At 66.5% G+C, this 15,718-nt stretch carries 12 protein-coding genes and 1 pseudogene; 6 read left to right on the plus strand and 7 right to left on the minus strand.

Annotation, left to right across the window (positions count from 1 at the left end; genetic code table 11):
• Positions 1–127: pseudogene (locus HCR68_RS14340) on the plus strand (IS630 family transposase); the annotation flags it as partial.
• Positions 128–135: 8 nt separating this feature from the next.
• Here HCR68_RS14340 and HCR68_RS13195 read toward each other — a convergent pair.
• From HCR68_RS13195 to HCR68_RS13220, 6 genes are all read right to left on the minus strand, one after another.
• Entirely contained in the window at positions 136–690 is a 555-nt protein-coding gene (locus HCR68_RS13195; protein ID WP_167150221.1) for a hypothetical protein, read from the minus strand.
• A 128-nt stretch (positions 691–818) separates the two neighbouring features.
• A complete protein-coding gene (locus HCR68_RS13200) occupies positions 819–1,973 on the minus strand; it encodes a DUF6571 family protein (RefSeq protein WP_167150224.1) in 1,155 nt (384 codons plus the stop codon).
• Complete coding sequence (locus HCR68_RS13205) at positions 1,915–2,730, minus strand: DUF6571 family protein (protein WP_167150226.1); 816 nt, start codon at positions 2,728–2,730, stop codon at positions 1,915–1,917. The genes HCR68_RS13200 and HCR68_RS13205 overlap by 59 nt, the downstream gene beginning before the upstream one ends.
• Before the next feature lie 270 nt (positions 2,731–3,000).
• Positions 3,001–3,285 carry a hypothetical protein gene (locus HCR68_RS13210; RefSeq protein WP_243859130.1) on the minus strand — a complete coding sequence of 95 codons (285 nt, stop codon included), beginning with the start codon at positions 3,283–3,285 and terminating at the stop codon, positions 3,001–3,003.
• A 141-nt stretch (positions 3,286–3,426) separates the two neighbouring features.
• Positions 3,427–4,647 carry a homoserine O-acetyltransferase gene (locus tag HCR68_RS13215; RefSeq protein ID WP_167150230.1) on the minus strand — a complete coding sequence of 407 codons (1,221 nt, stop codon included), beginning with the start codon at positions 4,645–4,647 and terminating at the stop codon, positions 3,427–3,429.
• 143 nt (positions 4,648–4,790) lie between these two features.
• Entirely contained in the window at positions 4,791–6,266 is a 1,476-nt protein-coding gene (locus tag HCR68_RS13220) for a PLP-dependent transferase (protein WP_167150232.1), read from the minus strand.
• An 815-nt stretch (positions 6,267–7,081) separates the two neighbouring features.
• Between HCR68_RS13220 and HCR68_RS13225 the strand changes: the two genes are divergently transcribed.
• Complete coding sequence (locus HCR68_RS13225) at positions 7,082–8,476, plus strand: C40 family peptidase (protein ID WP_243859131.1); 1,395 nt, start codon at positions 7,082–7,084, stop codon at positions 8,474–8,476.
• Between the two features lie 211 nt (positions 8,477–8,687).
• Here the strand turns inward: HCR68_RS13225 and HCR68_RS13230 are convergent, their stop codons facing one another.
• Positions 8,688–9,188 (minus strand): inorganic diphosphatase, encoded by a 501-nt coding sequence (locus HCR68_RS13230; protein WP_126415102.1) that lies wholly within the window; start codon positions 9,186–9,188, stop codon positions 8,688–8,690.
• Positions 9,189–9,423: 235 nt separating this feature from the next.
• Between HCR68_RS13230 and dacB the strand changes: the two genes are divergently transcribed.
• From dacB to HCR68_RS13250, 4 genes are all read left to right on the plus strand, one after another.
• Positions 9,424–10,815, plus strand: a complete 1,392-nt coding sequence (dacB, locus tag HCR68_RS13235; RefSeq protein WP_167150234.1) for a D-alanyl-D-alanine carboxypeptidase/D-alanyl-D-alanine-endopeptidase — start codon at positions 9,424–9,426, stop codon at positions 10,813–10,815.
• Between the two features lie 106 nt (positions 10,816–10,921).
• On the plus strand, positions 10,922–12,139 hold the full coding sequence (locus HCR68_RS13240; protein ID WP_167150236.1) for a zinc-dependent metalloprotease: 1,218 nt from the start codon (positions 10,922–10,924) through the stop codon (positions 12,137–12,139).
• A gap of 214 nt (positions 12,140–12,353) precedes the next feature.
• Positions 12,354–12,908 (plus strand): hypoxanthine phosphoribosyltransferase, encoded by a 555-nt coding sequence (gene hpt / locus HCR68_RS13245; RefSeq protein WP_167150238.1) that lies wholly within the window; start codon positions 12,354–12,356, stop codon positions 12,906–12,908.
• A 216-nt stretch (positions 12,909–13,124) separates the two neighbouring features.
• Positions 13,125–14,429: a hypothetical protein gene (locus tag HCR68_RS13250; protein WP_167150240.1), complete on the plus strand. Its 1,305-nt coding sequence runs from the start codon at positions 13,125–13,127 to the stop codon at positions 14,427–14,429.
• The last annotated feature ends 1,289 nt before the right edge of the window (positions 14,430–15,718 follow it).

Genomic DNA, 15,718 nt, shown 5'->3' on the forward strand with positions numbered 1-15,718 from the left:
AACGCCAAGATCCGCGCCTTCATCAACGGCTGGAACCAACGCTGCCACCCATTGGCCTGGACCAAGACCCCCGACGAGATCCTCACCAAATGCCAACCAAAAACAAACTAACGACACGCGACACTAGGTCGATATCTACTCATCGTTGTTAACTGATGCAGGATCGTCGGGGTAGTGTGTCAGCTCTAGCTCTGGTTCATCGGCTGCGACATGTGGTATACGGTTACCCGTGATCTCAAAAAAAGAGGTGAGCATTTGAATACTCTGATGCAGCTTATCGTTATCCGCGTACGAAACTCTCATTGTGAGGACATGTCCGTCAGGATATCTCCAAGATAGTAGTGGTCCTGAAGTGTTGTTTTCGTAAACGAAGCCCTGTCCTTCCACATTACTGGAAGATATCTCTTCCACCCCCTCATGCAACAAAGCCCGGTCGAATGGAACAGTGGCCATGCCTTCACCGAAGTCTTCGACCGTGCGTGCTATGTAGTGAACTTCGATTTTAGAGAAGGGCGTATCATCGGGAAAATATATTCTACAATGAAGGGTGGGAAAGATCGTTTCTTCACCGGTGGGCTGGTTGGCGGGAACAGGAGTGTGTTCGTAAGCGTAGCGCACAACCTGAGATGAAGTGAGTTCTTCCAGCTGCTTTGCATCGATCAGTTCGCATACATTGATGTTGTCGTTCACAGCATTGGTGATGGACGCCGGTGCGCTGGCTTTGCCGATGACACTGCATCCACCGAGAGTGAGCGGGAGTGCTGTCGTTAATGACGTGACAATCAAGGATATCCCTTTTCGGAGGGCTGTAGCTCGCTTCATTTCCTGTTCTTCCCTTCAGTTACGCCTCGAGTGCGACCGTCGGCACGAACTCCTTTAAAATCGTCGTTTAATTTATCTAAAGTTGGATCTCTTGGGCGTTTAGGTGCATTCGGGTCACGCTTGGCGTCCGGAGATTGCACTGAGTTGACCCAATCTGTCACCTCGCGATTCTTCGCGCCATGGGTGTTCGAAAGATCGATGGAGTGTGATCCGTCTTCGTTCTCTTTTATCCAAGTGTAGGTATTGCTATTGTCAGCGTCGAAATCACGTTCATCAAGCAGTCCCGCATTTGCCGCATCTTGTACTGAAGCGGCCCACAGTGATCGTTCTGAATTCTCCGTAGGAACTTCTACGGCCTCTGATCCAGTTGCATTGGATACTGCATCGGCGATAACTGGTTTTGCTAGTGTGGTCACCGCTGGTTTAATCATTTGTCCTGCCGTAGAATTAACGGCGACAGCTGCTGGACCGCTCCAAGCGGAGAGTCCTGTGAGTGCGATGTCGCTAAATATGTTGACCGCAGCATTCGCGCCCTTTGAGTTTTCTTCCGCATTGTTGCTGGACTTTTGATCGGCAAGTCCCGTGAGGACCCCCACTGCCTCAGCGCCCTGGTTATAGGCATTGTGAATACCGCCGAGTTTATCGGCATCTGAATCATAATATGCGATACTGTCCTGGGAGCGTTGCCGCGCAAATTCTGCCAAGCCAGCGGCAATCGTTCCAGTTGCGTCTGCGTTGTCGGCAACCGCGTAAGACAGATCTGCGACGTAGCGAAACTGAACTTCTTTATCATCAATATCCCGGAATCCGGGAAGATATTTGCCGGTTCGGCTATTGACTAAGCCTCCCTCGCCCCAGGCGCTCGTTAGCTCGGGCGCGCAATTAGCCAGTAGCTGTCCAACATGGGCCTTGGTGTCATCGTTGTACAACTCCTTGTCCGTGTTGTCCACCAGATACATAATTGAGAATCCTGATAGATCGTCGGCGCGAACAGTTTCGTTGCCTCCATCTCCATTTCGTTTAGACGATCCTGCGGCAATGGCTGCCGTAAATCCTGCGAGCCCGGTTTTGCCCCAGTTTCTTTTCGAAAGATCAAATAGGCGTGTGGTGTCTGCTCCGGTGGTGCCGTCGGGGTGGTATCCTTGCTGCATCGGAATTGTTTCCCATTGCACTTAGAACTCCGGCAAGGGGGTCATGCGACTGGTTTTTTAGATATTCTCCAATATAATTTTCACCTATTGACTTTATGTTAGGGTCGGCACTGTTAAGGTAGCTGTAGTAGCTGCTTACTGCGTTGTAATCGATTTTTTCGAGTCCCTCGGCCATGTCGACGAGAAAATTTTTTCCGAACTTCAGGTCGTTTACATGATCGCCGTCGGAGTCTGTGCCGTCCATGATGGCGTTGAGTACGGTAATTCTACCGTAATGTCCTTTGTCATTCACTGAGTCGACAATTTTGTCGGCCACTTCCTGTGATTTTTTATCGCCCCACGTTGTTGAGGCGCTGGCCAGGGCTTCGCCGAGTATACTAGTTAAGTCTAGGCTTCTTTGGTATGCTATTGCGATGTCTGCGTCAGATCTTCCGCTAAGGCCGGGGATTTTGTCTGTATCGAGCGGCAATTGTGTGATATTTTCCGGGCCTATTGTGTCGATGAGGCCAACGGAGTAGGAAGTATTACCCGTATTGGTAGTCATTGACGCTGTGACGTCTTCGTAGCTGCGGCCGCTCTTCGGTGTACCGCCACCAAGAATTGTTTGGAGGTCCTTGGCGTCTAGAGCTCCTTGGCTCCAGTTGTTGAACTCGTTTTCGCCTCCTTGCAGGACCGCGTCTGGAACATTCTCTACGGTGATTGTTCCGCCGTTCATTGTGGCGATGCTGTTCTGATTGAGCTCGATGATCCGGTTCATCTCGGTCTCAATTTTATCGGCGCGGGCGCGAACATCATCGATGTGGGTGGCCGGAGTTGTTGCAGAAGGTGTCAATCGCTTTTGAGGGTGAGGGGTCTCCCAGGTTCTCGCTCTCCCTCCGTGTCTATATTCGGTCAGGCGCGACCCGCCTCATCTGATTTATCTCGAAGCCCTTGATCTTTTTCTTCAGGTTCTCTGGATCGAGTTTAATGGTACCCATTTTCAGTTTCATTTCTTGTGGTCTTGCGTGATGGCTACCGTAGTGGAAGGCTACTCGTCTTGCAAAGAGGGAGAATTTGTTTCCGAGCTGAGAGTTTCGTGAAGGCCGGCAAAATCGCTGGCCAGGTTATTGAGGGGCTCCCTGACGGAGTCGGCCTCCTGGTCTGCGAGAGTGGACGTCCACGTGTCCGGGGCGTTAATGCCCAGGGCGTACGTGCTTCCAGGATTGGCTGCTTCTCCGTTCGGCCCATCCTCGAAACCCAAGGACCTGGTCTTGGTGCCCACGAAGTCGGCAAGCTTCTGAAGATTCTCGCGGGTCTTGGCCTTGTCCACCATGCGCTTCTCCATCAAGTAACTGGGCGGTCAGATAAGATGCTTTGACCCTACGGGAGAACAGAATGAGCTGCAAGCGGTTCCCGGTAGCCTGGTCGCCTGGTCCAGGGCGTCAGATGTCTGAGGGCGGGTGCCTCTCTCTCGTCAGGCCCCGGCCAGGAAGTCGCGCAGGATCGCGTCCATCTGCTCGGCCTCGATGAGGAAGCCGTCGTGCCCGTGCAGGGAGGTGATCGTCTCGCGCCGGGCACCCGGGATGCCGCCGGCCAGCTCCTCGGCCTGGGCCGCCAGGAAGAGCCGGTCGGAGTCCACGTCCACCACGAGCGTGCGCGCCTGCACGCCGGCCAGCGCCGCCTCGATGCCGCCGCGCCCGGTGCCGACGTCGTGCACCATCATCGAGTGGGTGACGATGAGGTAGGTGTTGGCGTCGAATCGCGCCAGCAGCTTGCCGGCGTGATAGTCCAGGTAGGACTCCACCTGGTAGCGCCCGCCCACGGCCGGATCTTCCTCGCCCTGGTGGCGCCGCCCGAACCGCTCGTCCAGCTCGGCGGCGCTGCGGTAGGTGGTGTGCGCCAGCGCCCGCGCCAGCCCCAGCCCCCGCACCGGCCCCACCGAGTGGGAGTAGTAGTCGCCGTCGAAGAAGAAGGGATCGGCCACGATCGCCAGCTCCTGGAGATGGCACCAGGCCAGCTGGTCGGCGGTCGTCGAGGCGCCCGTGGCCACCAGCGCCAGGTTGCGCACCCGCTGCGGGTGGGTGACCGCCCACTCGATCGCCCGGTGCCCGCCCAGCGAGGCCCCGATGACCAGGTGGAAGACCTCGATCCCCAGGGCGTCGGCCAGGCGGGCCTCGGCCTCGACGGCGTCGCGCGTGGTCAGCCACGGGAAGCGCGAGCCCCAGGGCCTGCCGTCAGGCGCCGTCGACGACGGCCCCGTCGAGCCCTGGCAGCCGCCCAGGATGTTGGCCGCCACGACGAAGTAGCGCTCGGTGTCAATGGCCCGGCCCGGCCCCACCAGGTCCGACCACCATCCCGGCGTCGGGTGCCCGGGCCCGGCCTCGCCGGTGACGTGGGAGTCGCCGGTCAGCGCGTGCAGCACGAGGACCGCGTTGTCCCGCTGGGGGCTCAGCTGGCCCCAGGTCTCGAAGGCCAGGACCGTGTCCGGCAGGACCTCCCCGGACTCCAGGGGCAGGTCCCCGATCTCCAGGAAACGACGGCGTCCCGGCTCGTCTCCCGGGCGCCAGGCCCCGGTGGGGGAGCCGGCCTTGCGGTCGACGAGCTTGGAGGAGGCCGTCCCCACGCCGTAGGCGGCGGGCGCGGTGTCGTCGGCGGAGGGGATGGTCAGAGGGTAGGAGGAGGTGGGATTGCTCATGGAAGGCTGCCTCTGGTCGCGATCATCGGGAAACGAGTGGAAGAAGAATCGACGCCGCCTCGCGGACGCACCATAGGGCTCCGGGGCTGACCCTTCAGGGCCGTCCGCGGGCCTTAAGGCACGTCCGCGCGCTCACGGCCGGCTCAGGCTCCGGCCGCCCCGGCGGTACCAGCAGCTCCGCCTGCACCGACGGCGCGCGCCGCCGCCAGGCCCTGCTCGAGGTCGGCCAGGATGTCGTCGATGTGCTCGATGCCCACGCTCAGGCGCACGGTCCCGGCGCTGATGCCGGCCGCGGCCAGCCCGGCGTCGTCGAGCTGGGAGTGGGTGGTGGTGGCCGGGTGGACTGCCAGGGAGCGCACGTCGCCGATGTTCGCCAGGTTGGAGAACAGGCCCAGCGCGTCGATGAAGGCCGCCCCCGCCTCGCGCCCGCCGGCCAGGTCGAAGGTGACGATCGATCCGGCCCCGCGCGGGCAGTACTTGCGGTGCAGCTCGTAGTAGGGGCTGGAGGCCAGGCCCGAGTAACGCACGGCGGCGACGTCGTCGCGCCCCTCCAGCCAGGTGGCCACCGCCAGGGCGTTGTCCACGTGGCGCTCCATGCGCAGCGAGAGCGTCTCGATGCCCTGGGCGATGAGGAAGGCCGAGTGCGGCGCCAGCGGGAAGCCGAGGTCGCGCTGTCCCTCGGCGCGTGCCTTGAGGATGAAGGCCAGGTTCGCGCCCAGCGGGCTGCCCACCCCCAGGTCCCGGGCGTAGACCAGGCCGTGGTAGGACTCGTCGGGCGTGTTGAAGGTGGGGAAGCGCTCGGGCTGGGCGGCGAAGTCGAAGCTGCCGGCGTCCACGATCACCCCGGCCACGGAGGAGCCGTGCCCGCCCAGGAACTTCGTCGCCGAGGCCACCACGATGTCCGCGCCCCACTCGATGGGGCGGGTCAGGAACGGCGAGGCCACCGTGTTGTCCACGACCAGCGGGATGCCCAGCTCGTGGGCGGCCGCCGCGATCGCCTCGATGTCGAGGATGTCGCCGCGCGGGTTGGGGATGGTCTCGCCGTAGAAGGCGATGGTGCGCTCGTCGGCCAGTGCGGCCCAGGCCGCGGGGTCGCCCGGGTCGTCCACGAACCGGGTCTCGAAGCCCAGCCGCGGCAGGGTGTGGGTGAGCAGGTTCGTGGTGCCGCCGTACAGCGAGGGGGAGGCCACGATGTTGTCGCCGGAGCGCCCCAGCGTCAGGAAGGTGAGGGTCTCGGCCGCCTGGCCCGACGCCGTCAGCAGCGCCCCGACGCCGCCCTCCAGGGCCGCGATCCGCTGCTCGACGATGTCATTGGTGGGGTTGGTCAGGCGCGAGTAGATGGGGCCCAGGTCGCTCAGGGCGAAGCGGGCGGCCGCCTGCTCGGCCGACTCGAAGACGTAGGAGGTGGTCTGGTAGATCGGGATGGCCCGCGCATGGGTCGGCTCGGCCAGCGGGTCGTGCCCGGCCTGGACCTGCTTGGTCTCGAAGCGCCACCCGGCCGGGTTGGTGGGGGAGGGGGCCGGGGGCCGGGCCTCGTTCTGGGAGGCCGCCTGCTCGGCGGCCTGGTCAGCGGCCCGGTCGGCGGCCTGCTCGGGGGCGGAGGGGTGCTGGTCGGTCATGAGGACTCCTTGGTGGTTCCTGGTGACCGGCGGCGATGTCAGTGCCACGGGCGGTGCCCGCGCCGCGCCGTTGCCTCCGGCGCGCTTGCGGGTGGTCCTGCCCGGCGACCCGCTGCGCCCGGCGAGACGGCCGGGGACGCAGTCAGGGGCGAGATGTCGTGGCGCTTGGTCGTCCGCCGTCACCGTTTCTGCAGGTTCTGCGATGGTGTGAGTGAGGGCGGGGACGCGCACGTGGGCCGACGGCGGCGTGCGCGTCAGCTGCGCATTCGCCCCGTGGTGGGGGCGTCCGGCCGGAGGGCCTCAGGACGACGGAACATGCTCCGACTTTAGCGGTTTCCTCCGCGCGCGGTCCAAACGTGTGTCCACGATGCGGGGTCCGGGCTCTGCCGGACCCGGCGCGCAGGAGGTCCGTCCGGGGTTGTGGGACCGCCGTCGGCCCCGTTTTCGGCCCCACGCCGAAGCCCCGGCGACCTCGTCTCGAAAGCGTCTCTGACCTGCACGAACGGTTGGTTGTGCCTGATGTCATACCGGTCACGACCGGATGACGGGCGTCGGGAGCCTTGTCAGCACAAGCAAGAACCTTGAACTACAGGGGCGTAAGTTACGATTGTGAATACTGTGAATTCTGTTTTCAGTTGGGGCCAAAGCGACTAGTGTGGTTTTGTCGCATCCGGGCCGACGCATCCGCCGTCCTCATCCCCTCCTCCGTTTCGCGCCCCCGTGATCTCGCGGAACGGATCCTGGCGGTGGGCCGACGCCGGTCCCCGGGTGAGACGACATCCTCACGTTCAGCCCCATCACGACGGAGAACCCCTGTGAGCCCGATCCCCCCGAGACGACACGGACACGGTGTCGTCGCCACCGCAGTCGTGGCACTGGCCTGCACCCTGGCGCCGTCGGCGCTCGCCGACCCGGTCGACCAGAGCGACATCGAGCGCTCCAAGGCCTCGGAGCGCTCGACCTCCACCTCCATCGCCTCCCTGGAGGCCCAGCTCGCCCAGCAGAGCACCGCCCTGGAGGACGCCCAGGTCAAGGCGCAGGTGGCCAACGAGGACTACCTGACCGCCGTCGACGACCTCAACACGGCCACCACCGACGCCCAGACCGCCCAGACCAACGCCGACAACGCCGCCTCCAGCACTGCGGCCGCCCGCTCGGAGCTGGGCTCGATCGTCGTGCAGACCTACCAGGAGAGCGGCAACCCGCTCGACCCCCTCACCCCGTACCTGACCAGCGAGTCGCTGGCCGACCTGGCCGACGCCGACGTCGCCCTGGCCCGCGCCGGTGAGAACAACAACGCCAAGGTCCAGAACGTCGAGGCCCTCCAGTCGGTGGCCACGAGCATGCAGGCCATCGCCGACCAGAAGGTCAAGGACAAGGAGAGCGCCAAGACCTCCGCCGAGACCGCCAAGTCCGACGCCGAGGCCGCCGCCCGCGACGCCCAGAGCGCCGTCACCACCACCCAGACCAACCGCCAGAACCTCATCACCCAGCTGGCCGCCCAGCGCAACACCACCGTCGAGCTGGAGACGCAGTACCAGAACCAGGTCGAGGCCGAGCGCAAGGCCCGCGAGGAGGCGGCCGCCCAGGCCGCGGCCAAGGAGGCCTCGGAGAAGGCCGCCGCCGACCTCGCCCAGAAGCAGGCCGAGGAGGCCGCCGCCCAGCCCCAGGAGACGACCCCCGCCCCCCGGGAGCAGGCGACCGAGCCCGAGCCCACCTACCAGGCCCCGGCCCAGGACCCCGCCACCACCTCCCAGCCCGAGACCTCCGACGACGAGGAGGACTACGCTCCCGCGCCGTCCCCGGCCCCGGCTCCTGAGCCCGAGCCCGCGCCGTCGTACTCCGGCAACGCCGCCTCCACCGCCATCAGCACGGCCATGAGCTACATCGGCACGCCCTACGTGTGGGCCGGGGAGTCGGCGTCGGGCCTGGACTGCTCCGGGCTGACGATGGTCTCCTACGAGGCCGCCGGCGTGTACCTCACCCACTCCTCACGCGTGCAGTACGGGCAGGGCACCCACGTCCCGCTCGACGCCGCCCAGCCCGGCGACCTGGTCTTCTGGTCCTCCGACGGCAGCCATTCCGGCATCTACCACGTGGCCATCTACCTGGGCGACGGCACGATGATCGAGGCCCCGACCTTCGGCATGACCGTGCGCGTGACCTCCATGCGCTACTCCGGCGTCATGCCCTACGCGGTGCGTTTCTAAACACTCTCAGCGGCAGTCCTCCCGCCGCGAGGTGACCCGCCGGGACGCTGAACCGCCCCACCCCTGAGCAGGGGTGGGGCGGCATATGTGCTCGAAGGCGTGGCGGGTCTGGCGGGAGCGGCGCGAGGAACGAGCGGCGCGGATGGTAGCCGAGAGCATATGTGCCGCCCTGCCCCGCTCAGCCTGTCCCGCCCAGTCCGGGCGGCTCGCGTCAGTGGCCCTCGCGGGCGATGCGGTCGGCCTCGCGCTGGAAGGACTGGCGGATCTCCTCCTCGGCCTCCTCGCGGCCCACCCAGTGGGCGCCCTCGACCGACTTGCCGGGCTCGAGGTCCTTGTAGACCTCGAAGAAGTGCTGGATCTCCAGGCGGTGGAACTCGGAGACGTCCTCGATGTCGGTGCGCCAGGAGGCGCGCTGGTCGGCGCTGGGCACGCACAGGACCTTGTCGTCGCCGCCCTTCTCGTCGCGCATTCGGAACATGCCCAGTGCGCGGCAGCGGATGACGCAGCCGGGGAATGTCGGCTCCTCCAGCAGGACCAGGGCGTCCAGCGGGTCTCCGTCCTCACCGAGGGTCTCGTCGATGAAGCCGTAGTCGTCGGGGTAGCGCGTGGAGGTGAAGAGCATGCGGTCCAGGCGGATCCGGCCGGTCTCGTGGTCGATCTCGTACTTGTTGCGGTTGCCCTTGGGGATCTCAATCGTGACGTCGAACTCCACGGGGAGCCTCCTTCGCTCGTGTCTTCAGTTCGTTGGGCGCTGGAACGGTGCCTGGCGGTCGGCGTCGATCCGGCGGGGCGGGTGTTGATGGCACTAGTGTGGCGCACGACAGCGCCTGAGGTCAGCAAACGCGTACTCTGCACGTCGGTGCACCGGCGGGGACGACCTCCCGGGCGCCCCACCCACCTGATATACAGGCCTTCCCAGCCTGTCAACAACCCAGTCCGGAGGACGTATGCGCAAGGTCCAGACCGCGGCCCTGACGGCGGCGAGCCTGCTGGTTTTCGGCGGCTACTACAGCCTGGGCGATGCTCTCGACCTGGTACCCGGTCCGGTGACGGTCGCCTACGCCGACGTCGCCCCCCAGCCCTTCCCGACGCCGGCCGGCCCCAGCGCCAAGACCACGGCCCCCTCCGGCCTGGATGCCGGGGCTCCCACGCCCTCGAAGGCGGCGCTGAGCTCCTACGTCCAGGCGGTCGCCTCCGACGCCGCCCTGACCGGTGGGAGCGTGACGGCCTCGGTTGTCGACGTCGCCACCGGGGAGGAGCTGCTGGACCAGTCGGCCTCCACCGGGGTGACGCCGGCCTCCACCAACAAGGTGCTCACCGCCTGGGCGGCCTTGTCCTCCATGGGGCCGGGCCACACCCTCCAGACCAAGGCCGTCCTGGACGGCCAGACCGTCACCCTCGTGGGCGGCGGCGACGTCCTGCTGGCCGAGGACGCCGGCGACCCGACCGCCACGGCCGGCCACGCGGGCCTGGGCGACCTCGCCCGCGCCACCGCCGAGCAGCTCAAGGCCCAGGGGACGACGTCGGTCTCCCTGCGCCTGGACGACACTCTGTTCACCGGCGCCCAGTGGAACGACGGCTGGGAGGCCGGCAACGAGCAGTACGTGGCCAAGGTCCAGCCGATCATGGTGGACGTCTCGGCCACCCAGAACCAGGGCTACCCGGCCGACCCTGCGATGGAGGCCGCCCAGGCCTTCGCCCGGCACCTGAGCGAGGCCGGCATCACGGTCGACGGCGACGCGTCCCGCGCGGCCGCGCCCAGTAGCGCCCGGGAGCTGGCCTCGGTCTCCTCCGCCCCGCTGTCCGACATCCTAGCCCTGTCCCTCAAGACCTCCGACAACACGATGACCGAGGTCGAGGGGCGGCTCGTGGCCGTCCACGCCAAGGAGACCGCCGACTTCGCCGGGGCCTCCAAGGCCGTGACCGCCCAGCTGCGCAAGGACGGCTTCGACACCTCCGGGCTGACCCTCCTGGACGCCTCCGGGCTGGCCAAGGGCAACAAGGTGCCCGCCAGGCTGCTGACCCAGATCCTGGCCAGGTCCGCCGGGGACGAGGGCGGCTCGACCGGGCGCACCCTCATCGCCGACCTGCCCGTCGCCGCCCTGGACGGGACCCTGGGCAACCGCCTGCTGGGCACCTCCGCCGCCGGAACCGTGCGCGCCAAGACCGGGTCGCTGGAGCAGACCTCCTCGCTCGCCGGCGTCGTCACGACCGCCGACGGGCGGCTGCTGGCCTTCTCGATCCTGGCCAACGGCTTCCCCGCCAACGGCAGCTCGGCGGCCGGCGCCGCCATCGACAACCACTTCGTGGCGCCCCTGGCCTCCTGCGGCTGCTCCTGAGACCCGCGTGAGGCCCAGCAGGCCGGTAGAGTCCGTGCGGTAGGTTCCCTGAAGGGCGCGGGCCCGGCGATGTCAGTGATTTCAGTGGGATGTCAGTGAGAAAGGCATGGCGGTGACGACCAACGGCACAGCAGCGGGGCTGGTCGACTGGCGGACGGTGGAGCGTCTGACCGCGCTCATCCCGGCGGGTCCCAGCGCCTCGCGCTCGACGCGCGCCAGCTCGGTGGCGGTCCTGCGCCGCTCCGCCCAGGAGGCGCCGGCCTGGGTCGCCAGGATCACCGGTCTGAACCGGGCCGCCCAGCAGGTCGCGGACTCAACGCGCGTGAGCGTCGTCGACCGGGCCGGCCTGGTGCGCGCCTCCACCCGGGCGCTGCGAGACCTCATGGGGCAGGTGCCCGCGCCGCGGGCCTCCGAGGCGGTCCGGCTCGCTGGGGCCGCCGAGGTGGCCGGGGCGATGAGCCTGCTCGCCACCCGACTCCTGGGACAGGTGGTTCCCCCGGCCCCGACCGGTGCCGACGCCGGCCGGTCCGACGTCGGGCGGTCCGACGTCGGGCGGTCCGGAACCGGCCGGCCCGGCGGCGAGGAGCCTGAGGGCGAGGAGTCCGGCGTCGTCGATGGGAAGGCGTCGGCGTCCCCGCACGTCTTGCTCGTGGCCCCCAACGTGCTGGCGGTGCGTCGCCAGATGGACCTGGACATGCTCGACCTGCCCGCCTGGGTTTGCCTGCACGAGATGACGCACGCCGTCCAGCTCGCGGCCGCCCCCTGGCTCGGCCCCTACCTGACCGACTCCATGCGCACGGTCATCGGCGCCGTCGTCGAGGCCGCCTACGGCGGTATCGGCGGTGTCGGTGGCGCGAGCACGGGGGAGGGGGCGACCCGACGGCGGCGGGGCGGAGCGGTGCGCATCGCGGCGCGCGCCGGCCGGGGACGCGTGCTCGAGGGGCTGACGAACTTCAGGGATCGCTCGGAGGTCGCCTCCCTGGCGGCGGCGCTGACGTTTCTCGAGGGGCACGCCGAGGTCGTCCTGGACGATGTGCGGCCCAACCGGATGCCCTCGGTGCACCGGCTGCGAGCGGTGCTGTCGCGCAGCCGTGCGGCCGATGACGGCATCGGCCCCGGGCCGGGCCTGGGCGCGCTCCTGCTGCACCGGCTCATGGGGCTGGAGGCCAAGGAGGCCCAGTACGCCGACGGCGCAGCCTTCGTGCGCAGCGTCGTGGCGCGCATCGGGCAGGAGGGGCTCAACGTCGTGTGGACCGACCCCGCGCTGCTGCCCACCCCGGCCGAGATCGCCCGCCCCGACGTGTGGGTGCACCGCGTGGGCTGAGCGCAGGCTATCGTGCGGCCGGGGACAGTCCACGCGTACGGGTGCGGGATTTCTGTCCCCGTACGCGCAGAATGTCCCCGGCTGCTGAAGGGGTGGCGTGAAGTGCCAGGTCGGGCCCGGTGTGGCAGGCTTATGGCGTCGACGCGGACCGGTGGCCTCCCCGGGCCCCGGTGGCACCGCGAAGCCATGACGACGCATGAGGAAGGCAGGGCGGATGGACGCCACGGACATGGGATCGGACCTTCAGCAGGTACTCATCACCGAGGAGCAGATCGGGCAGCGCCTCGACGAGATGGCCGCCCAGATCGACGCCGACTACAAAGGCCGTGACCCCCTGCTCGTGGGTGTGCTCAAGGGCGCCGTCTACGTCATGGCGGACCTGTCGCGCCGGCTGCACATGAGCGTGCCGATGGACTGGATGGCGGTGTCGTCCTACGGCTCGGGAACCAAGTCCTCCGGGGTGGTGCGCATCCTCAAGGACCTGGACACCGACGTCACCGGCCGCCACATCCTCATCGTCGAGGACATCATCGACTCCGGCCTGACCCTGTCCTGGCTGCTGGGCAACCTGTCCTCCCGTGGTGCGGCCTCGGTGGAGATCGCCACACTTCTGCGCAAGCCCGACGCCGCCAAGGTCGAGGTGGACGTCAAGTACGTCGGCTTCGATATTCCTACGGAGTTCGTCGTCGGCTACGGACTGGACTATGCCGAGCGGTACCGCAACCTGCCGTTCATCGGCACGTTGCGGCCCGAGGTCTACGGAGGCTGACTGACTCAGGTCAACCTTGACAAAACCTGAGGAGAGAACGGGAGAATCAGGGATGGGTTGGTCGAAGTGCCGTTGCCGGGCGGTCGTCGCAAGGCCCGTGAACTGCGTCCTGCCCCCTTTTCCAGGTGGTCGGAGCCGTGTACGTTACGTTACGATAACGAGTGTAGGTCGCCGGAGAGATGCCCCATTCCGGCGGGTGATGTGGAAGGACAGTTGGTGACGGTGAAGAAGGCTGTGCGTCGACGCGTCTCGGGGCTGGTCGGCCTCGCGGGTGCGGTGGTGCTGGCGTCCTCGCTGAGCGCGCCCCTCGTGGCTCCCGTGGCCGCTGAGCCGGCCGCAGGCACCACTTTTAATACGGTTGCTGAGATGGCGCAGGTCAGCGGTGCTTCGGGCGCCCTGACCACCCTTGGCGATGAGGCGCCGGGTGATGGCGGTGGTCTGACCTACACCGTGGAGAGCACGAGCCCCGCCGGCGCGCTGGGGGCCGTCTCCGTCATGCTTGCCGACGGCCAGTGGGCCGTGCCGCGGGGGCTTCCGGTCGCCCCGACGGCCGCCTCGGACGGCGCCGCCGCCAGTGACGTGGTGGCCCGGGCCAAGTCCTTCGCCGACGCCGGAGGTTCCCTGGTGGTGGACCCGTCGCGTCCCACGCCGCTGTCGGGCACGAACGTCCACGCCGGCGGCTCGGGGCCCTACCCGATCACCTCCTCGGCGCTGGTGGGCATGGTGCTCTCCGGCTGGGACTACTCGCACACCACGTACGTGGCGGACCAGAACACCCAGGTGGGGTACCGGGCCGACGTCGGACACGATCTGACCGGGTCCTGGAAGCCGGACGACCTGGCCGGCTGGCTCAGTTCCCAGGGACGTCTGTGGGTGAATGCGAATGGCGCCATCAACCCCGGGGACATCGTCTTCTTCTCCAACCCGCTGCCCGCGGGCCAGGGCGGGGCCGGATCGGCTCCCGCGCAGTCCACGGTGTTCGGCAACGTCTACGACGTCGGCATCTACATCGGGGAGAACAAGGTCGTGAGGGCCTCGTCCGGTGGCGTCCAGGCGGAGACGCTGGACGCGCAGACGATGGCTGAAGTGGCCCTGGTGGCTCGTCCGCAGTGGTCCGCGCCCGTGGGCGGTGCGGCCACCCCGGATCAGCCGGGCGCCTCTGACGGCGCCGGTGACAGCGCGACGCCGGGCCCGGAGGCCTCGGCATCGGCTTCGCCCCAGCCGGGGGCGCCGGCTCCGTCCGCAGGGGCTCCGCCCGCCAACGGCGGCTCGGTGCCGGATGGTTCGAGCGCCGGCTCGCAGTCCTCGGGCGGCGCCGGGCACGACGACCGCAACGAGGTCGTGGTGGGCGCCAGCGGCAGCCAGGACAGCCGGGGGCGCACGAGCGCCGCGGAGCGGTCCTCCGCCCAGAGTGCCCGGGAGCGGTGGCTGCCGGTGACTGGTGTGGCGATCGGCGTGCTGTCCATGGCGGCGATCCTGCTGTCCGGCGGCCTGATCATCCTGCGCCTGCGCCGCAGCTGAGGGGTCGGGCCGGAACGGGGGCCGGTCTCGGCCGGGGCGCCGTGGGCTGATGTCCTGACTGCACCCGTGAGTGGGCGACCAGTGGGTGGCTGCCGAGCTTCTCGGCGCCGCCCACTTTTCTTTGCGGCCGCTTGGTCGGCCCCTGCGGTATAGGCATGATGGCTGCGTGACGCTTGCTGGAATCCCGCGAGCTCACCTGGCACGAATCCACTTGAGGTGGACACTGCTGCGGACGCTCGGGGTGCTGTCGACGAGGACGGCGTCCATGTTAAGCAGGGGTCGGTCGACGCCGGCTTGGACGGTCTATTCAACAGATTCGTGGTCGGATGGGCCGCTCTCCTGTGGTGCTGGAGCGGTGCGGTGTCCACAGAAATGACATTAGAAGGATCCTGGCGCACGAGAGGCGGGTAGAACGTTGGAATCACGCCGATCCGCCGGATCGAATCTGCGGGCTGGGGGTCCAATGTCATTCCTGTGGACATCACGGCGACGTGATGCGGGTTTCCTGGCGATTCGAGCCCGCCGAACCCTTGCCCCAGTGACGTATTCGTACCATGGCTCTCCGGTTCGAGCCTTCGGAGGGACGGCCTCGACGACATGCGAACGCAGGGGGCAAGCCTCTGCCGCCCGCTACGACGTCCATCGTACCGGTCATCAGCCCCCTGCACAGTCGCCTACCTGTCACCCAGCGCCGTGAATAAGCTTCCTTATGCTGCGAGGTGCTTTCTGACCAACGTTGCAGAGGACGTATTAGGAGACGACGGAACCGTCTTAATGCACTTTGTGGTGCGAGGTGCTTTCTGACAGCCGACGTACCTCAAACCATCCGCGTCTACGCCAAGTCTTAATGCACCTTCTGGTGCGAGGTGCTTTCCGACGTAGTGGAGTCAAGTTCTCTCTTGAGGGGATTGATGAGTCTTAATGCACCTTATGGTGCGAGGTGCTTTTTGACCCCTCGACGACGCGTCCCTGTCCCGGTTCGCCATCTAGTCTTAATGCACCTTATGGTGCGAGGTGCTTTCTGACCAAGACAGAGCATACTCCTACGGTTGCACGGGTTACGTCTTAATGCACCTTGTGGTGCGAGGTGCTTTCTGACGAAAGGAGAGTGAGTGAGCACCTTCACCAACGTATGTCTTAATGCACCTTGTGGTGCGAGGTGCAGGGGGTCGGCAAAGTCGGTTTAGGGGGTTGGTTGGGTCAGTAGTCTGATGGCTCGTTTGGGGCGTCTGGACAGGGATCTGGTGGTTGAGGCGATGGAGACGCCGGGCCCAAGGAAGAGGCGGATG

This window comes from Actinomyces sp. ZJ308, assembly GCF_011752065.1.
Taxonomy (GTDB): domain Bacteria; phylum Actinomycetota; class Actinomycetes; order Actinomycetales; family Actinomycetaceae; genus Actinomyces.